Annotated in this window: 19 protein-coding genes; 3 read left to right on the top strand and 16 right to left on the bottom strand. The window is 63.4% G+C overall.

The window, feature by feature from the left end:
- From JQ604_RS03875 to JQ604_RS03860, 4 genes are all read right to left on the bottom strand, one after another.
- The gene (locus tag JQ604_RS03875; protein ID WP_212353246.1) at positions 1 to 789 is read right to left on the bottom strand and encodes an HAD family acid phosphatase; all 789 of its coding nucleotides are present in this window, start codon (positions 787 to 789) and stop codon (positions 1 to 3) included.
- Positions 790 to 814: 25 nt separating this feature from the next.
- The gene (locus JQ604_RS03870; RefSeq protein ID WP_212353243.1) at positions 815 to 2,716 is read right to left on the bottom strand and encodes a GMC family oxidoreductase; all 1,902 of its coding nucleotides are present in this window, start codon (positions 2,714 to 2,716) and stop codon (positions 815 to 817) included.
- Positions 2,717 to 2,731: 15 nt separating this feature from the next.
- Entirely contained in the window at positions 2,732 to 3,325 is a 594-nt protein-coding gene (locus tag JQ604_RS03865; protein WP_212353240.1) for a sugar dehydrogenase complex small subunit, read from the bottom strand.
- 86 nt (positions 3,326 to 3,411) lie between these two features.
- Entirely contained in the window at positions 3,412 to 4,716 is a 1,305-nt protein-coding gene (locus JQ604_RS03860; protein ID WP_212353238.1) for a hypothetical protein, read from the bottom strand.
- Here JQ604_RS03860 and JQ604_RS03855 point away from each other — a divergent pair.
- On the top strand, positions 4,697 to 4,981 hold the full coding sequence (locus tag JQ604_RS03855; RefSeq protein WP_212353235.1) for a hypothetical protein: 285 nt from the start codon (positions 4,697 to 4,699) through the stop codon (positions 4,979 to 4,981). The two genes, JQ604_RS03860 and JQ604_RS03855, sit on opposite strands and share 20 nt — an antisense overlap.
- Before the next feature lie 384 nt (positions 4,982 to 5,365).
- Complete coding sequence (locus tag JQ604_RS03850; protein ID WP_212353232.1) at positions 5,366 to 7,018, top strand: glycoside hydrolase family 3 protein; 1,653 nt, start codon at positions 5,366 to 5,368, stop codon at positions 7,016 to 7,018.
- A gap of 23 nt (positions 7,019 to 7,041) precedes the next feature.
- On the opposite strand, the gene JQ604_RS03845 is transcribed toward JQ604_RS03850, so the two are convergent.
- The 7 genes from JQ604_RS03845 to JQ604_RS03815 all read right to left on the bottom strand — a co-directional run bounded on the left by JQ604_RS03845 (position 7,042) and on the right by JQ604_RS03815 (position 12,949).
- Positions 7,042 to 7,566, bottom strand: coding sequence for a DUF2867 domain-containing protein (locus JQ604_RS03845; RefSeq protein ID WP_212353229.1), 525 nt, complete (start codon positions 7,564 to 7,566; stop codon positions 7,042 to 7,044).
- Positions 7,567 to 7,793: 227 nt separating this feature from the next.
- Positions 7,794 to 8,630 carry a shikimate dehydrogenase family protein gene (locus JQ604_RS03840; protein WP_212353226.1) on the bottom strand — a complete coding sequence of 279 codons (837 nt, stop codon included), beginning with the start codon at positions 8,628 to 8,630 and terminating at the stop codon, positions 7,794 to 7,796.
- 14 nt (positions 8,631 to 8,644) lie between these two features.
- Positions 8,645 to 9,130: a type II 3-dehydroquinate dehydratase gene (aroQ, locus tag JQ604_RS03835; RefSeq protein WP_212353223.1), complete on the bottom strand. Its 486-nt coding sequence runs from the start codon at positions 9,128 to 9,130 to the stop codon at positions 8,645 to 8,647.
- A gap of 23 nt (positions 9,131 to 9,153) precedes the next feature.
- Positions 9,154 to 9,792: a protocatechuate 3,4-dioxygenase subunit alpha gene (pcaG, locus tag JQ604_RS03830; RefSeq protein WP_212353220.1), complete on the bottom strand. Its 639-nt coding sequence runs from the start codon at positions 9,790 to 9,792 to the stop codon at positions 9,154 to 9,156.
- Position 9,793: 1 nt separating this feature from the next.
- Positions 9,794 to 10,519 carry a protocatechuate 3,4-dioxygenase subunit beta gene (pcaH, locus tag JQ604_RS03825; RefSeq protein ID WP_212353216.1) on the bottom strand — a complete coding sequence of 242 codons (726 nt, stop codon included), beginning with the start codon at positions 10,517 to 10,519 and terminating at the stop codon, positions 9,794 to 9,796.
- Positions 10,520 to 10,594: 75 nt separating this feature from the next.
- Positions 10,595 to 11,998, bottom strand: a complete 1,404-nt coding sequence (locus tag JQ604_RS03820) for an MFS transporter (protein WP_212353213.1) — start codon at positions 11,996 to 11,998, stop codon at positions 10,595 to 10,597.
- 495 nt (positions 11,999 to 12,493) lie between these two features.
- Entirely contained in the window at positions 12,494 to 12,949 is a 456-nt protein-coding gene (locus JQ604_RS03815) for a hypothetical protein (RefSeq protein ID WP_212353211.1), read from the bottom strand.
- A gap of 128 nt (positions 12,950 to 13,077) precedes the next feature.
- Here JQ604_RS03815 and JQ604_RS03810 point away from each other — a divergent pair, with 128 nt between their 5' ends.
- The gene (locus JQ604_RS03810) at positions 13,078 to 13,593 is read left to right on the top strand and encodes a DUF1269 domain-containing protein (RefSeq protein WP_212353208.1); all 516 of its coding nucleotides are present in this window, start codon (positions 13,078 to 13,080) and stop codon (positions 13,591 to 13,593) included.
- A 393-nt stretch (positions 13,594 to 13,986) separates the two neighbouring features.
- Here JQ604_RS03810 and JQ604_RS03805 read toward each other — a convergent pair whose 3' ends face one another.
- Genes JQ604_RS03805 through JQ604_RS03785 form a run of 5 tightly spaced genes read right to left on the bottom strand, consistent with a single transcriptional unit; the run spans position 13,987 to position 18,551 of the window.
- Entirely contained in the window at positions 13,987 to 14,334 is a 348-nt protein-coding gene (locus JQ604_RS03805; RefSeq protein WP_212353205.1) for an AraC family ligand binding domain-containing protein, read from the bottom strand.
- Positions 14,335 to 14,345: 11 nt separating this feature from the next.
- Positions 14,346 to 15,311 (bottom strand): amidohydrolase family protein, encoded by a 966-nt coding sequence (locus tag JQ604_RS03800; RefSeq protein WP_212353202.1) that lies wholly within the window; start codon positions 15,309 to 15,311, stop codon positions 14,346 to 14,348.
- On the bottom strand, positions 15,308 to 16,885 hold the full coding sequence (locus JQ604_RS03795; protein ID WP_212353199.1) for an FAD-dependent monooxygenase: 1,578 nt from the start codon (positions 16,883 to 16,885) through the stop codon (positions 15,308 to 15,310). The genes JQ604_RS03800 and JQ604_RS03795 overlap by 4 nt, the downstream gene beginning before the upstream one ends.
- Positions 16,886 to 16,899: 14 nt before the next feature.
- Positions 16,900 to 17,637, bottom strand: coding sequence for an SDR family NAD(P)-dependent oxidoreductase (locus JQ604_RS03790; protein ID WP_212353196.1), 738 nt, complete (start codon positions 17,635 to 17,637; stop codon positions 16,900 to 16,902).
- Positions 17,634 to 18,551: a fumarylacetoacetate hydrolase family protein gene (locus JQ604_RS03785; RefSeq protein WP_212353193.1), complete on the bottom strand. Its 918-nt coding sequence runs from the start codon at positions 18,549 to 18,551 to the stop codon at positions 17,634 to 17,636. The genes JQ604_RS03790 and JQ604_RS03785 overlap by 4 nt, the downstream gene beginning before the upstream one ends.
- Positions 18,552 to 18,560: the final 9 nt, after the last annotated feature.

Raw genomic sequence — 18,560 nt, 5'->3', positions numbered from 1 at the left:
TCAATCGATGAAATAGAACGGGTTCGGCAATTTGAAGCCGCATTCGGCGAAGCCGCCATCGATGTCGCTTTGCTGGTCGCCGATCGTGGCAATGATGGTGTAGCCGGCGGCAGCGATCTTGGCGCGTTCGCCGCTCTTGAACGGCACGATCGAGCCGCCGTCAGCGTCGGGACGGGTGACGAGCCTGGTCCAGCCCTCGAATCCGGCGTGATCGAGATTGATCAGGGTCGCGTCACGCTGGCTGTTGCGGCGGCCGGTGATGAAGAAGATCGAGATATTCCGGGCGCGCATCGCATTGAACAGGGTTCGCGTCGGCTCGATCGCCGGCGCCACCGCCATGCGAATCCATTCGTCGAAGCCGCACGCCATGTTCGGCTCCTGCGTGCACGGGCCGCTCTTGATGAAGCCGAAATTGTTCTCCTTGACGTTTTCCCAATTGCTGAGCGACGTCTCGTCGATGTCGAGCACCACGGCGGGCATCTTGACCTGATCGGCGCGGCGCTCGACATAGGCGCGCGCGTCGGCGATCACGAGCGCAATATCGTCGGCGTAATTGCCGGCCTGATACGCCAGCAACTGCTTCTTGTGCTTGTCGATATTGAGCACCGGCTGTTCCGATGGCGGAATCCGCGGCTCGCGTTTCGCCGGACAATCGTCAGCGCGGACGGCCACCGCTCCGAACGTTGTCAGCGCTGCAACGAGCGCGGTGGTGGCAAGCGCTGATCGCAGCCGGCCGGAACGCCATCCGGCGCGGCTGCGTTGGGCAGTATTCACATCAGAACCATGCATGTCGCTGCACCGCCCTCTTGCCTCGTCACAGGTTCGGGAAGTTCTTGACGATGTCGTCGGCCGTTCGCAGACACAATGCCGCGAGCGTCAAGGTCGGATTTGCCGTCGCAACCGTCGGGAAACTGCCGCTGCCGACCAAATATAGATTCTTGTGGTCCCATGAGCGCTGCATGTCATCAACGACCGAATCGTTCACGCTGGTGCCCATGCGGTGGGTGCCGACCAGATGTCCGGCGCCGTAATATTTGATGCGCTCCGTGCTGCCTTGCGGCCATTCAAAAGTACTGGGATCGTCGGCGTTGGGCTTTGTGGTGAACTCGTCGGCCCCCATGTTCTTGAAAATAGCGGATGCGGTGTCCTTCGCCGCGGCCAGCCCCTGCTTGGTGTATTCGGACAGGTTGTAGCTGATCTGCGGACGCTTCAGTCCCAGATGGTCCTTGAATTGGTCCGACACCGTCACTCTGTTGCCGGCGTCCGGCGACTGTTCGATCAAGAAGCCGAGACGGAATTGGCGCGCTAATTTGTCGTTGAGGGTGTCCGCCAGCTGACTGCCGAACAACGCCTTCGGTTCGCCCCTCTTGGGGTCGTCCGACTTGCCCCCATTGAGACCGCTGAAATTGATCCCGTTAACGAAATCGACGGTGGTCGTGTGGGGATCACCTAGCGCAAAATTCCATCCCTCATTGCCGATCTCGATTCGGAATGCGCCGCGGTCGCTGCGGAACTTGCCGTCGCGGCAAATCTCGATGCCGGCCGTCGACAGCGGACCGCGATAACCCCAAACCGGCTTCGGCGCGAGCGCCCAGGCCAGATAGAGCGGATGGTCCATCAGGTATTTGCCGACGAAGCCCTTGCCGTCCTTGCGGTTCGCCACGCCCTCGGGGGTCCGCTCGCTCGTCGACATCAGGAGCAGTCGCGGCGTCTCGATGGCATTGCCTGCCAGGATATAGACCTTCTTGTTTCCCGTCACACTGCCGCGTTCGACCGGCGGTCCCTTTTCGTCCTGATAGCGGATCCATTCGATGCCACTGACGCGACCGCTCTCGTCGACCTGGACCTTCGAGGCCACGGTCTTGTACATGATATCGACACGGCCCGTCCGCAGCGCGTCGGCCAGCGTAACGCTCGGATCGTATTTGGCCTGGATCGGGCAGATCGGAATGCAGTTGGTATTGCCGGCGCAAACCCGGCGGTTCTGATAGGGTTGCGAGTTGCGCGCGGCCGGCGTGCTCGCTACCGCCCATTTGACGTCGTCGAGTCCGTGAGCGGAGATCTTCAGGCCGGACAACCCGGCCTCGACCGCAGCGTCGACCTTCGACATTACGATCTTCGGCATCGGATAGGAATAGCCCGAGCTGAAGCCGATATCGAGATAGGACTGATCCGCGACATCGGCAGAGACGCCAATCTCATGCTCGGCCTTGCCGTACCACTCTTCCAGATGGCTGTATTTGATCGGCCAGTCGACGAAGCGGTTGAACCGCGTCTTCATTTCGAAGTCGCTTGGCAGGAAGCGCAGGCTGGTCCCGAGCCAATGCCGTGAGGTGCCGCCATTGATGCGCTCATAGGTGCTGGCAAAGGGGAGTGGTCCCTGCTGGATCAAATAGGCTTGCTTGGGATCTTGCCAATCGCCGAATCTGTATCTTGCTCCCAGGCTAAGCACGGTCGGACGACCGGCATTCACGGTGCTGGGGTCGACCAGGCCTTTTGCGTCGAAAAGCTCCGGCGGATATGGGCTCTCTGGCACCTTCGCGGTCGCGTTGAGAAAGCGATTCATGTAGCCGTTGATATCGGGCGGCAATTGCTCGCCCGCCTCAAGAATCAGAACTCTCTTGCCGGCTGTCGCCAGCACCTTGGCGATCAGTGCACCGGCAATGCCGGAGCCAACAATCACAACATCGGGATCCGGCATTCTCGCGGCGCACATGTTCGGAGCTCCCTATCAGGCGATGTAAGCATCGAGCTTCAGCGGATCTTCGGCCCAGTATCCGTAGCGCAGCTCGCTGTAGCCCATGGGATGCGCCTGCGCGACGCGCCAGGTCCAACCCTGCGTATAGGCCGTACCCGAGATAACCTTCACGGGATTAAGCGGAAACGGGTGGTCACCCGGCTGGTTGTAGGTCTCAAGGTTCTTTGGGTCGTACCAGGCGCCGAGATACCAGGCGAGGATGATGCTCCGTCCGAGAAATTTGAGCTTCGGATCGTTCATGACCTTGGTCGCGGTCGCGACCGGATTCTTCGGGTCCGGATCGCTACGAACCATCTGCAGCAAGGTCGGGAAAGCCGGGTCGGCCTTTGCCGCGTCGAAATACTGGTTCTTGACCTGAATGGGATCGACCGTCGGCGCCAGTTTGAGGACCGCGATTCCGGTCAGCACCGAGGACAGCGCAACAAACGCTCGCAAGTCGTCCTGATTGGGCAGCGGACTTGCCGCGGGCGGCGTAGCGGGCGCGGCCGCTTCGGCTGATGTCGAGAGCGAAGTCACCGCTCCCGCCGCAGCAACACCGAGCATTTTTCGTCGAGTGAGATCGGTCACGATATCCTCCGGGGGCTTGCCTGCGGCTGGCCGATTGAGAATCGACCGAGCTATCATCCGACACAGCGGCGGTGTGTGCCGCTTTGTCACTGCGCCTTCTGCGCTTTCTCCAGGATGAAGGTGAAGTCAGACGCCGTCGCCGGCACATGCTGCGTGGTCGCGTTGCCGTGGCACGCCATGCAGCTGGACGACGCCAGCGGGACTCGTCCCTGGCTGTAGGTCTCGAGCGTCGTGTTCGCCAGATAGGTTGGCGCCGGCGCGCCGAGCGGATCGGTCTTGCTGGCGTGATCGCTCGGCCATTGCGTGGCGAGCAGCATGTAGTTTTCCCAGACCGAGCCCTTCAGGGTTGCGCGGAACGGCTTGTTCAGGTCCGTCACTTCTTGCTGGACGAAGCCCGGGATCATCTTCTCCCTGACCACCTGGCTTCTGTAGTCGGCCTTGAACTTCAGACTGGTGTCGGGATCCCAAGGCTGCGGAGGCGTATCGTTCTTCGCCGGGCAATTCGGCTTGCACAGCGCGCTGAAGAAATTGTAGCGCGGCAACAGATTGCCGCTCGCGACCTCCGTCGCATCGGGCGCGTTGCTGACGTGCTCGAACGAGGTCCACACCCATTGCGGCGCGAAGTTCGTCTTGTGGCCGACGTGGAAGCCGACCAGCCCGAGCTTCTTCTCGACACAGGCCTTGGGCTGCTTGGTCGCCGGCGGCCCTGGAAAATAGATCAGGGCGTCGACCGTGTGAAACCGGCTGATCAGATTCGCGTTCTTGACCGGATCGAGAATGCGGTAGGACACCTTGAGCATGATCGCGCCCATGCGTCCCGGGACCGGATTTCCATTCGGATCCTTCCCCGGATTGCTGCCGGTCGGGAATTCAACGGTGTCGCCGAACCCTTGTTGGCCCTGCTTGCTGTAGAGTCCATTGTCGACGATGTAGTCGAACATCGGCTTGTTCATCAGAATGTCGAACAGCGCATAATTGCCGTCCTGATCGATCAGCGGGCCGGTCTTGAACGGCTGGTTGAAGGCCTCTTCGCCGATCTGGAAGATGATCTTGCCTGGACCATCCAGCGGCTTGCAGGCGTCCGGCACATTGCGGGTGCCCCAGACGGGCTTGTCGCCATTGCCCAGCATCACATCGGCAAGCGGCCGAAAGTTCTGCAGGTCCTCCCATTTGGTGCTCGCGTCACCGCCGGGCCGCGGACCTTGGCCGATGACCTTGCCGTCCGCCGGAGAGTTCATCGCAATGAAGGTGAGCCAGGAATAGAAGTCGAAACCGCGCTGCAGGTTGGCCATCTCAGGCCCCGGCCCGCTCGTGACCAGCCCCTTCGTGCTGACATTCTGCTGGCAGGGCTGCCCCGAGGTGAGCAGGTCCTTGGTGATCGGCGTCGCCACCGGCGGCGTCTTCGATCTGTCGGTGTCCGGCGTCACGTTGCAGCTCGAAACCGGTGGGTTGATCGTGTCGCTGTTGGGCGGCGAGCCGGCCAAGGCCGCCCCACTCAGCAAGCCGACGACTCCCAAACCGACGACTCCCAAAGCACCGCTGACGCTGATTGCAAGCAGACGAAGATTGCGCACCGCTCCCTCCCTGCGACGTGGCGGACCAATCTTCCCCGCCCTGCGAACGACAATTCGTTCTCGTCTCGAAAATTTTTCTTAAAAGCTGAACAACAATAGTCCGGAAGATTGCAGCAACTCCGGCTCGACCTGGGCCCTGATCAGGATCGGGCCCCGCCTCGCGTGTCGCCTGCCGCCGTCGATCCTCACCGAGTCAAAGAAAAACCTAACTGCATCATCGAAGTGGATATCCACAACCTTTAATTGTCAAGGTCGAAAATGCCGCGCTGCGCGGCAGAGCCGATGCATTCAACTCTGCGTTGATAAGATCGAATCGCACCGCAGAATATGAAGCGCTTCACACATTCTCGCTCGGTTCTGTCCGACGCAGCGCGCGCTGCAGCGTCGTCAGGCGCCTTCCGGCGCGTAGCCGCGGCGTCCGGCGGATGCTAGGTTCAGTCCACCCTCCCTTCCGCAAAGCCATGACATGAACACATCCTTTCTCGCGCAGGCCCCGTTCAATCTCGACACCAGCGCCCTCGCCTGGGTCGAGACCACCTGTCGGGCGCTCAGCCTGCCGGACAAGGTCGGCCAGCTGTTCAATCTGCTGTCCCGTGGCAACGATCCCGACGAGCTCGAGCGGCTGGCGCGATTGCGCCCCGGCGGGATCACCCGCTACTTCGAGCCCGATGGCGAGGCCGAGCGCTCCCGGATCGCGGCGGCGCAGGCGGCCGCAAAGGTGCCTCTGCTGGTCAGCGCCGACCTGGAGGGCTCGCGGATGAGCCTGCCGTTCGGCACGGAGCTGCCGAACCCGCTGGCGCTCGCGGCGATCGATGACGTCGAGGTGACGGCCGAGATCTCGCGCATCATTGCCGAGGAAGCGGCCGCGATCGGCGTCAACTGGTCGTTCACGCCGGTGATAGACATCAATCACGCCTTCCGCAGCTCGATCGTCGGCACGCGCAGTTTTGGCAGCGATGTCGAGACAGTCCGTCGCCACGCACGGGCTCACATCGAGGTGCTGCAGCGGCACAAGGTCGCCGCGACCGCCAAGCACTGGCCCGGCGAAGGCTTTGACGACCGCGACCAGCACCTCGTCACCACGATCAATCCGCTGTCGATGGACGAATGGGAGGCGACGTTCGGCCGGCTCTATCGCGACGCGATCGACGCCGGCGTGCTGTCCATCATGTCGGCCCACATTGCGCTGCCCGCCTTCGCCAGGGCGCAGCTGCCTGACGCCGGCGTCGAGGCCTTCCGTCCGGCCTCGCTGAGCAAGCTTCTCAACATCGAGCTCTTGCGCAACCGGCTGGGCTTCAACGGCCTGATCGTCTCCGACGCCAGCGAGATGGCCGGCGTCACCTCCTGGTGCACGGCGCGATCCGCAAAGCCGCAGATGATCGCAGGCGGATGCGACATGATCCTGTTCACCCGCGCGCCCGAGCAGGACATGGCGGCGGTGCAGGCCGCGGTCGAGGACGGCAGCCTGCCGCACGCACGGTTCGAGGATGCGGTGTTGCGCGTACTGGGGTTGAAGGCGGCACTTGGTCTGCACGAGGCCACGCGACCGGTCGGGACGCTCGCGCGGGCGTCCGACGCGGCGATCGCAGAGGCCGCGCTGCGGCGTGCGCCGACCCTGGTCAAGGACACGCAGAACCTGTTGCCGCTCAATCCGGCGCGGCACCGACGCGTGCTTGTGATCTCGGGCGGCATCATCAGCCCGATGCATGGCGCGCCGCTGGCGTTCAAGTTGCCGGAGATGCTGGCCGCCGAAGGCTTTGAGGTGACGGTGCAGACCCAGCAGCCGGTCGCCTCACCCGCCGATTTCGACCTCGTGCTGTATCTGCTCGGCGAGGAGACCTTGCTGACCCGCGGCCGCGTCTTCCTCGACTGGGCGCGGATCGGGGGCGATTTCGTCGGCGCGATGCGGCGCTACTGGCACGACATCCCGACCGCGATGATCTCGTTCGGCTATCCCTACCACCTCTACGACGCGCCGCGGGTACCGACCTACATCAACGCCTATTGCACCATCGACACGATGCAGGCCGCAGTCGTCGATCTGCTGATGGGCCGCGGTTCCTGGAATCGCAACAGCCCGGTCGATCCGTTCTGCGGGCTGGAGGACGCGAAATACTAGAGCATGATCCGGAGGTTTCTGCCCTACTGCAGTTGTGTTTGTGCGCAGCGTGCCAGGTTGGCCCTGACCACCAGGTGATGAAAGAGCCTGATCGCGTTGAGATAGGTGAAGCCCAGGGCATTGTGGGTATGCACGACCGTTGTCGCGATGAGCAACGTGCCGGTTGGAGAATGGCGTCGGAGCAGAGATAGCCGGAAATCCAGGTGTCGGTCATCTGCACCGAGCACAATTTCGTCCTTGCCCTCCCAGTGCACCGGGAAGAAGTCCACCCGTTCTTGGCTGTCCCGGGAGATTCTGACCGTATCGGAGGTTTTGATGCCAAAGGGCGTAACGATGGCGTCGCGCAGCGCGATCAACGCCTTTTGCCACGCGGGTGGATTGACGAGCGTCCGCGTCGCCAGCTCGCGCATGCTCGATTGTTCCGATGCACTCAAGTCAATGCTGTAGCTATCGAGCAGACTGGCGTTCTCGTACCAGCTCGCAACGACACTTTCCGAGGGCGGCGGCATCCGTCGTACCTGCGGTTTGCGGTCCAAACCCATGCCCATGATGATGTCACCTATTCAAGGGGCCAATAGGAAGAGCCATTCTCAGTTTTGGAGGCGAGCCATTTCCCTACTTTGAGCTCGCAACTCGCCGCTGGCTTGCAGGTCTTCAACTCTACGGTGATCGGCGCGGGGGCTCAAGGCCGATCTAGGCGTCTCGCTGCCGACGGCCTCGCGTTCGTCCAACTCGCGTCAATCCGGCTGTGGCTGCGCGTTAACGAGTTCACGTCCTAGTACTTGATCTGCGCGACTTCGCGCAGTTCGTCCGCTGTCGTAGTGCGGAAGCCGAAGAACTCCAGATAGGCCGGGATCTGCTCGAACAGCATGTCGGTGCCGATCTGGATCTCGCAGCCCCGCGCGCGCGCCGCGGCGAGGAATGGCGTGATCTCTTGCTTCATCACGACTTCTCCGACCAACGCTGACCGCGCGATCCGCTCCACGTCCATCGGCAAGGCATCGCCGTCCTTCATGCCGAGCGGCGTCGCATTGACGACGATGTCGAATCCATCAGGATCCTTCGATCCGACCGTGATCTTCAGTTGCGGATAATGCGTGCGCAGCCGCTCCGCGAGGCTGTTCATCGACGCCGGATAGGCGTCGAACAGCGCAAGCTCGGCGACGCCAGCCTTGGCGAGCGACGCCACGATCGCCGAGCCAACGCCGCCGCTGCCGACCACCAGCGCCCGCGCGCCCCTGAGCACGCGACCTTTGCGCAGCACGCCGCGCACAAAGCCCTCGCCGTCGAACATGTCGCCGACCAGCCTGCCGTCGGAGCCGAGCCGCACCGCGTTGCAGGAGCCCGCGACCTTCGCCGTCGTCATGACCTCGTCCAGCAGCCCGATGGTGGTGATCTTGTGCGGCATCGTCACCAGCGCGCCGTGGATGTTGGACAGTTTGAACACCAGCTTGAGGAAGGCGGGATAGTCCTCCGCCTTGCAGCCCATGGGCACGACGACGGCATCGATCGCGTGTTTGTCGAAATAGGGATTGTAGATCAGGGGCGCCTTGAAGCTCTCGGTCGGATAGCCGAGATGCGCGATGATTTTGGTGTGTCCGCTGATCGCCATCGCCGTCTCTCCTGCTAGCCTTTCGATGCCCGCGCCTTGTCCCGCAGATGCGCGACACGCCGCAGCGCCAGATTGTACCCCTGGGTACCGAGCCCCGCGATCACACCGTCGGCGCGCAGCGAGACGTAGGAGTGATGGCGGAATTCCTCGCGCTTGTGCACGTTCGAGATATGCACCTCGACCACCACGCCCTCGAACGTGTTGAGCGCATCGAGGATCGCGACCGACGTATGGGTGAACGCGGCCGGGTTGATCACGATGCCGCAGGCCGTCTCGCGCGCCTCATGGATCCAGTCGATGATCTCGTATTCGCGGTTCGACTGATGGAAGCGGATCTCCAGCCCCAGCTCGGCCGCGAGCTTGCGGCAATCGGCCTCGACATCGGCCAGCGTCTCGTAACCGTAGATATGCGGCTGGCGCTTGCCGAGCAGATTGAGGTTCGGGCCGTTGAGCACGTAGACGATGCGGCTGTCGAGCGCGGTGTTCGGTTCTGTCGCCATTGGTTGCTTCCTTCTCGTTGTGACTAGACGTCGAAGAACACCGTCTCCCGCTCACCCTGCAAGTGGATGTCGAACGTGTAGACGATGGCCCCGTCGCGCTCGCTTCGCGGCGCGATCAGCGTCTTCCGCCGCTCCGGCTGCTCGATGATACCGAGCACGGGATCGTCGGAATTCGCCGCCTCCTCATCGCCGAAATACATCCGCGTGGCCAGCCCGATATTGATGCCGCGCGCTGCCAGCCAGAAGCTGACATGCGGCGCCATGGTCTTGCGGCCCTTGCGGCCGGCCACCGGGCCCGGCTTGATGGTGCGGATCGTGTAGAGCCCGGTCTCGAAATTGGTGCCGGTGCGCGCCCAACCGCGGAAGGCGGGATCGAGCGGCTTGTCCTGGCGGTCGGCCGGATGGTTGTAGCGGCCCGCGGCATTGGCCTGCCAGGTCTCGACCAGCACATCCTTGGCGATATGACCCGCGCCGTCGAAAATGCGTCCCTCGATGATGATGCGCTCGCCGGCGACGTCGGGACCGGCGATATCGCCACCGAAATTGTTCTCGAAGATCTCGAAGCCGGCCTGGCTCGGGATCAGCCCGATATGCACGTAGGGACCCGCGGTCTGCGACGGCGTTTCCGGCAAATAGGACAGCGTGAACGGGGTGGGCGTCATGCTAACCTCCCTGCAGTCTGTTTTCGAACAAGGTCTGGCGGCGTCCGCGCAGCACAATGTCGAAGCGATAGGCCAGGCACTCCAGCGGCCGGGACGCGTTGAGATCGAGCTTTGCGGTCAGCCGATCCGCCGCGGTCTTGTCCGGGATCGTCGCGATGATGGAATCGTACGGGATCAGCGGATCGCCCTCGAAATACATCTGGGTGATCAGCCGCTGCACGAAGCCGGTGCCGAACACCGAGAAATGGATATGCGCGGGACGCCAGCTGTTGATGCGGTTGCGGAACGGATAGGCGCCCGGCTTGATAGTGCGGAAGTAATAGTAGCCGTTCTCGTCCGTCAGCATCCGGCCGCAGCCGCCGAAATTCGGATCGATCGGCGCGATGTAGGTGTCGTTGCGGTGGCGGTAACGGCCGCCGGCATTGGCCTGCCACACCTCGACCAGCGTGTTCGGCACGGGACGGCCGTTGCCGTCGAGCACATAGCCGTGGACGATGGTCTGCTCGCCGATCGGCTCGCCCTGCCTGGCGTAGTTGCGCACGAGATCATTGTCGAGCGGCCCGAGCTCCGCCGGCGTGAACGCCGGGCCCGTCACCTCGGACAGCGAGTTCTGCAGCGACCACAACGGAATGCGTGGCGAGCGCAGCACGCTGGTCTTGTAGACCGGCGTCGATGCCGGCGGATGAATGTCACGATCGCGCTGGTGGAATTCTGCTTCGGGGGTCATGTCGCCTCACCCATTCTTCAGTGTCGGGACTTGCTGCCGCCTCCTGTAAGGAGGCGGCAGTTTCGCTGACTTCCCTCACGCTCGGGCGTGAGCCACACCGACATTGCCCGCGACCTCGGCGCGCTTCCGCTCGTAGTCCGCCTTGGCCATCGGCACCGCGTCGGGATTGCCGAGATCGTCGATGTTGAGGCGGAAGGTTTCCCGGGCCGAGATCGCGGCCACCGCCGAGATCACGGTGATGCCGAAGGCGATGGCGCCGACGGTGAGCGGGATGCTGGTCGAGCCGGGAGGCGCGACGGTGGCGAACAGCGCCGGCAGCAGCGCGGTGATGGTGGTGCCGACATTCTGCGAGATCGCCATTGCCGAGACGCGGGTCCGGGTCGGGAACAGCTCCGGATAGAAGCTCGGGAAGATCGCATTGTAGCCCTGATAGACGACGCCCCACATCAACAGCGACATGAAGATCGCCAGCGGCACGTTCTTGATGCTGATCGCATAGAGATAGCCGAATGCGAGCAGGCCCGAGAGCAGCGCGCCGACGATGATCGGCGGCTTGCGGCCGACCTTGTCGGAGAGATTGCCGACGAACGGGATCACGAACACGGCGAGCATGTTGCCGAGCACGGGGATCCAGAGATAGACGTCCTTGGAGAAGCCGATCCCGTAGGCCGGCTGCACGGCATAGGCGGCGCCGAAGATGGTGGCGACGACGGGGATGACGTTCATCAAGGCCATGCAGACCACACGGAGCATGTCCTGCCAGTTCAGCTTGAACGCCTGGATGATGGGGGCTTTCGGAACGTTGCCCTGCTTGTTCTCCTCGGCGAAGGCCGGGGTTTCATCGACCTCGCGGCGGATGATGTAGCCGGCGACGATGACGAAGAAGGAGAGCAGGAACGGAATCCGCCAGCCCCAGCTGTTGAAGGCCTCGGTCGGCATGTAGTGCGCGAGCGGCAGGAACACGGCGGCCGCCAGGATCTGGCCGGCCTGCACGCCCTGCAGCGTGAAGCTCGCATAGAAGCCGCGCCGTCCGAACGGTGCGTGCTCGAGGATCATCGAGCTGGCGCCGGAGATTTCACCCGCCACCGCAAAGCCCTGGATCAGGCGCAGGATCACGAGCAGCACCGGCGCGAGCATGCCGACCTGCTGGTAGGTCGGCAGCAGCCCGACCAGCATGGTCGAGATGCCCATCAGGAACATGCAGACGATCAGCACCGTCTTGCGGCCGTGGGTGTCGCCCCAGTGCCCGAGCACGAAGGCGCCGATCGGGCGGGCGACATAGCCGACGCCGTAGGTCGCGAGCGAGGCGACGATCGCCACCGTCGGATTGTCCGAGGGAAAGAAGATCTGCGGAAAGATCAGCGAGGCCGCAGTCGCGTAGATGAAGAAGTCGTAATATTCGAGCGCGGATCCGATCCAACCGCTCGCCGCCGCTTTCTTGGATTGGCCCGCATGGTGGGCCGTCTGAGCACCCGTCATTGCAATTCCTCCCACGAATGTTGCTGATGGCCGTTGGACGGCTTCTTTGGTTGTTGGGCGGCGATCCGAACGGAGCGTCATCCCCGGATGACGCACCACATTCGCCGCGATAGCGAGACATTTCGAAAAGCAACCGCAGGATAGAGGTCGACGTAATTAACACAAATACCGTGTTATGCTCCAAACCTAACGTGATGTTATTTTGCTGATTTACGAAAGTCAGGGCTGCGTTGACCGGTCGCGGCGACGCGCGATCGACGTCGGGCGGCAAAATGCGCCTGCGTGACCCGGCAGGGCCGACTGATCTTTTTCAGATTGATGTCGTTGCGAGCGGCATGGCTCTGACGGCCGGTGCCTCACCGGCAGGTCACGCAGCAGCGCGCAGGCAGCGAGCTCTGTGGCCGCGCCCTGGGCGCGGCCACCCCAGCCGTAAGCTCGCTTCATGAACCGTCAGGCAATCCGAACGGGCGCCCCCGGCCCGTTCGGCCGACCGCATCAATACTGATACGGGTAATTCGGACAGACCCTCTGACCGTACTGGTCGTAGTAGCAGCCCTGGTTCTGATAGTAGCCATAGGCCCCATAAGCGCCGAGAGCGGCAGCACCGGCAGCGGCAGCGCCATAGCCCCAGCCTGGACGGTAGCCACCGTAGCCGTAACCGGGATAGCCCGGACGCCCTGCAATCGGGCGGCCCCCATAACCGGGACGACCGGCAATCGGGCGGCCCGCGATCGGGTGTGAGGGCCGCACACCGCCGCGATACGCACCACCATATCTTCCGCCAGCGACATGCATGCCGCCGGCGCGCATGCCGCCGCCGCCATGGAACCCGCCTCCTCCGCCTCGGTATCCGCCGCCGCCTCCTCCACGGCGGGCATAGGCATCATCGGGTATCAGGCAGACCGTGGTCAGAACCAGAATGGCCAGGGCGGCGAGGATGCTACGAAGCATGGCAAGTCCTCCTCAACGAATGATGTGGCGCGGTCAAACTGCACGACGTCCGATCGGGAAAGCTTGATGTAGATCAAGCCTCACGATTGCGCGGTTGGCATGAAGGCCGCCGAAGCAGGAGGATTGCCATGAGTGAACTCGTCGTCATCGCCTTTCCCACCGAAGCGAAAGCCGAACAGGTTCGCCAGAAATTGCTGGCGATGCAGAAGGATTATCTGATCGAACTCGGCGACGCCGTGATCGCGGTGAAGGATACGCAGGGGAACATCAAGCTCAACCAGCTCATCAACACCACGGCGGCGGGCGCCGTGTCAGGCACGTTCTGGGGAACATTGATCGGCTTGATCTTCCTGATGCCGCTCGCCGGTGCAGCCCTCGGCGCTGCCTCGGGCACCCTGGGCGGATATCTGACCGATGTCGGCATCGACGACAAATGGATGAAGCAGACCGCGGCCGCCATCGAGCCCGGGACGGCCGCCCTGTTCGTGCTGGTGCGCAAGGTGACCGCCGACAAGGTTCTCGAAGGACTGAAGGGCGAAGGCGGCAAGGTGCTGAAGACCTCGCTCGACCACACCAAGGAAGCCGCGCTGCAGGCCGCCCTGGCAGGCGTTCAGGCGGCCGTTCCGGCCGCAAAGGCCGGTTGAGCGGCCGGAACAAAGGAGGCTTCGGATGGGTGTCTCGCGGCGATACCCATCTCCTTTGTGCCCCGCGTTGAGATGATGGTATCGCTTTCCGCTCCACCCGTCCTTGTATTGGCGCGCTGGATCATGCTGGCCTCGTTCCGTGAGGAATGGCCCAGCGCGGGTGGCCGCCCGAGCTGGGCCGCTGATCGATCGGATCGATACCCTTCGAGGCATTGAGGACTGACATTGTAGCAAGATCGCGAGCGGCACTTCATCGGGACCCGCATGGTTGAACGAACTTCAGGTTCGCATCACGGTGGGAGATTTTTCCGGCGCGAGAATGAGCAAGACTGCCGCCATACAAGCACTGAAGCACGTCTGGCGTCCTTCACTTGGACGTTCACGACGGCACGGTCAGGAGGCGGCTGGCGCCTGGGCAACGGTTGGAATCTTGAGTTCGACGAGGACGTTGCGATAACGCCAGCTGCTGCGGTTGTAGAGCTCGTGCGGAATGCCGGGTTCGCGCCACAGTGCGGTACCGGGCGTCTCCTTGGTCGGCTTGCGACGGCCGTCGGCGAAATGCATCTCGTTGTCACCGTCGGTCAGCGGAATCACGAGATAGGCCAGATCGTGACGGTGCCACGGCTGCCGCTCGCCGGGATCGAGTGTGAGACCCCAGACCCGGACATGCTCGTTCTCGAACAGGATTTCGTCTCCAATCGGTCCAAGCGGCATCTGGGGGTCGAACGCGGCTTCCGTCATGTCATGCTCCGTCAGTCTGACTCGTTGCCAGAAAATCTGGCCGCGTTGGCACCAAGAATTCGCTCGCGTTCGGTCTTGCTCAGCGATGCGAGTTGCTCGTGGGGGCGCATCAGGCCCATCGGGAAAGGCCAGTCTGACCCGAACAGGATCCGGTCAGGGCCGAACACTGTCTGGGCAAGCCGCAAGGCGTCGGAATCGTGGATCACGCAATCGACCGTCAAATTCCGAAGCGCGGTCCGCGGCGACGGCAAGGCCGTATCGATTCCTGGACGATCGGTGCGAAAGCCCTGCTCGAACCGTCCGGCGAGCATCGCGGCCGCGCCGCCGCCATGCGCGAAGCAGAAGGTGATGTCGGGATACCGCGCCGTCACGCCGCCGAACACGAGATGCGCGATCGCGACGGTGGTCTCATAGGGATTGCCGAGCAGGTTGGACAGATAGAATGGCTGCAGCCGCGCGTCGTCGCACTCGCCGGGATGGACCAGCACGAAAGCGCCCGCCCCGTTCAGCGCGTGCCAGAGCGCGTCATAGCGCGGGTCGCTCAGCATGCATCCGGGGCCACCGGATGGCGCGCTGAACCGCCGGCCGCCATCCGCAATCTCCCGCACGGCGATGTCGGCCGCGAGGTTCGGATGCTCGATCGGCAGATGTGGCAGCGCAGTCAATCGACCGGTGTGACGCCGGGCAATGGCAGCGAGCCCCTGGTTGACATACTGCACCCAGCGTGCCGCGTCCTGCTCCGCGAGCTGCTGCCGATAGAGCGGCGGCGGCGCCGAGATCCAGGCCTTCGCGATCCCGCTGGTATCCAGCCAGGCAATCAGCGCGTCCGGCTGAAACAGCGAGCGTATGCCGATCTTGTGGCCGTCGACCAGCAACGCGTTCGCCGCGGCATCCCAGGAGACGCCCTCCAGCTCAGCGAGCGCGTCGACATCGATCGGCACTTGATGGGTATGGATATCGAGAGGGATCGGTGTCATGCGTCCTGCCCCACCGCCGGGCTCACGTCCTTGCCGACAATTGCCTGATACAGTTCCAGAGCGCGCCCTTCCCGTATCGGCATGATGGCTGCGACGTGGTCGTCGGGACGCACCAGAACGAGCGTCTCCGGAGGGCAGCCGATTCGCATCAGCAACCGATCGCCGACATCGAGCAGCGATTGCGCACGCAGGCCCGAATCGAGTGGGGCATCCCAGCGCGACACCACGAAATGCGCCAGCCCGGGACGGTTGTGCGGGATCGACGGCCGCCGGCGCGCGTCGGTGAAGTAGAGCGCCACGAAGCGATCATCGACGAGATCGTGCAACCGGCAAGGCCGACCATTGCCGCCATGGAGTTGGAAGTCCGGCATGCGGTCACCGACCAGCAGCGGTCCGCGGTCATGCTTGACCATGGACCATTGCGCGCTCTCGTCCGTGCCTAGCCTGACGCCCAGCAGGGTTCGGGTCGCAGCGATACCCCAACCGCTTCCCGACATGATGGCGCCGACATCGCCTTCCCCGCCCATGTACTTCCGCGCAACTTCGGCCATTTCGCCGGAGCCATGAATGGCAAGCGGCCGCTGCTCGCGCGCATAGCCGTCGAGCAGCGCGTCGCTTGCCCAGCCGCGTGCAACCCAGGCAAGACGCCATGGCAGGCTGATCGTATCCAGGATTCCCGTATTGAGCCCGAGTGCCCACATCGGTGTGATCAGATGCGCGGCGTCCCCCATCAGGAAGATGCGGCCACGCCGCCATTCGGACGCGATCCGATGATGCACCCGGTAGACGACGGTGTTGATCACCTCAAGGCTGTCGACTTCGCCGATGAAGCGACGCACCTTGGCCGCGAATTCGTCGTGGCTTGGCGGCTCGGCGCCCGGCGCCAGCGGATAGAGGAAGCGCCAGCAGTGCGGCTGGCGCACCAGGATCATCCATTCGTCGGGATCGGAGAAATAGGCGAGGTACGGATAGTCGCGCGGATTTGCGACGTCGAGATCGAGCTTGAGATCGACCAGCATGTAGCGCACGTCGAGCGACAAGCCCTCGACCGGGATATCGAGTTGCCCACGCACCGTGCTGCGGCCGCCGTCGCAGGCCAGCAGGTACGACCCTTCGACCTGCCGGGGCCCGTCGGGGGTCTCGAACGTCGCCGTCACGCCATCGGGCGTCTGCTGGAATCCGTTGAGACGATGATTGAGATGCAGCGCACCCGGCTGACGTTTTTCAAGCGCCTCGCTCAAGATCGGCTCGAGATGATGCTGCGGCAGGTTGATCACGAAGGGGTACCGCGTATCGTCCGACAGTAGCGCGGTCCTCACCGACATGGTCGGCTCGTTGGTCGCAAGATCGATGCCGCCGATGTCCTCGACCCGCAACGCCCTGGCAAGGACCTCGTCTGCAACACTATAGCGGCGGAAGGTTTCGAGCGTCCGCGTGAGAATCGTCCCGGCCTTGGTGTCCCGCGAGAGCGTTTGGTCCTCCTCGAACAGCAGGAACGGCAAGCCGTAGAAATGCAGCGCCAGCGCGGTCGTTAGTCCGACGGGACCGGCACCAACGATCATGACCGGTTTCATATGCCCGTTCTCCACTATGCCTGCGTGGGGTAGGCGAAGTCGCGGCTCACCAGCGAGGACGTCATTGTAGCAGCATCCGACAGCAGGAACAGCAGCGGCCCCACCACGTCTTCCGGCGCGCCGACGCCGGTGGACGCGCGCCAGCTTGCGTCGTCGCTCCCGGCATTTGCCGCCCGATATTGTGGCGTGTCGATCACGCCGGGGGCGATCAGATTGAACCGCACGCGATGGGCAGCCACTTCCTTTGCCGCACTCTTGGCAAAGGCAATCAGGGCCCCCTTGGTCGCGGCATACGCGGAGGCTTGCGGCCAGCCCTGGTGCGCGAGCCCCGAGGAAAAAGCGACGATGCTGCCGCGACGGCGCGCGATCATGCCTGCGATCACCGCCTGATAGCACCAGACCACGCCGTTCAGATTGATGTCGAGGACCCGCTGCCACTCCGCCGGATCCATGGCTTGCACGGTGGTGCGCGGCTGGATCGCCGCGCCGCAGACCAGACCGTCGATGCGACCGAAGTCGCGTTCGATGCCGGCAAGCGTGGAGAGGACCTCATCGCGGTCACCAACATTGAGCCTGCGTCCGACGATCCGGGAATCCTCCCGCGCCAGCGTCTCCATGGCCGGAAGATCGACATCACAGACAACCACCCGGGCGCCGGACACGGCCGCCGCCTTGGCCAAGGCGCGCCCGATGCCATTTGCGCCGCCGGTGATGACGACCACGTCACCATCCGCGTAGAAGACCGCTCTCATGAGACAGCATCCATCGCCGGAATATCCGACAGGCCGTACAGATCATGCACGACGAGGCGATTGCGCAATTCGCCAAGCCCGCTGCCGCGCACGACGATCTCATCGCCTGCCTGCATGAACACCTGCGGCTCGCGCGCATTGCCGACTCCTGCAGGCGTTCCGGTGAGAATCACGTCGCCGGGGTGCAAGGTCATGCCGAACGACAATTCGGCGATCAGCTCGGCGATCGGAAATGCCATCTGCTTGACCAGCGCGCTCTGCATGACCTCGCCGTTCAGGACGCTTTCGAGACGGATGTTGGGGAGATCAAGCTCGTCAGGCGTGACCAGATAGGGGCCGATCGGCATGGTCCCGTCGATGCTCTTGCCTTTCAGCCATTGCCCACCGTGACGCCGCTGCAGATCACGCTGCGAGACGTCGTTGGCGAGGCAATAGCCGAAGACATGGTCGAGCGCGCGGCTTGTCGGAATGCTGCGGCCCGGCTTGCCGATCACGAGCGCGAGTTCAGCCTCATAATCCCATTTCGCAGAGATCCGCGTATCAAAGGCGATATCATCGTTGGGACCGATCACTGTGTCGGGACTCTTGGTGAAGAAGGTCGGCGCCTTCGGCTTGTCGACCTCCTGTCCTTCGCGCTTGCCGCGACCTTCCTCGAAATGATCCCAGTAGTTCCAGCCGATGCAGAGGACGTCGCGACGATAACGCCTGATCGGCGCGAGCAGCCTGGCGCCCTCAAGCGGCACGCGCGGCAATCTGCCCATGCCACGCACGGCGGCAACGGCCTTGGCCGGTGTTTCGCCGGCCGCGATCAGGTCGACGAGATCGCCGATCTTCGTGGGCAGCAGCAGGACTTCGGCGTCCTCGATAACACCGACGCGGTCGATCCCGTCATAGACAAGGCTGACAAATCGCATCTCGACCTT

Source organism: Bradyrhizobium jicamae, assembly GCF_018130695.1.
Lineage (GTDB): Bacteria > Pseudomonadota > Alphaproteobacteria > Rhizobiales > Xanthobacteraceae > Bradyrhizobium > Bradyrhizobium jicamae_B.
This window is presented reverse-complemented; position numbering and strand designations above follow the sequence as displayed.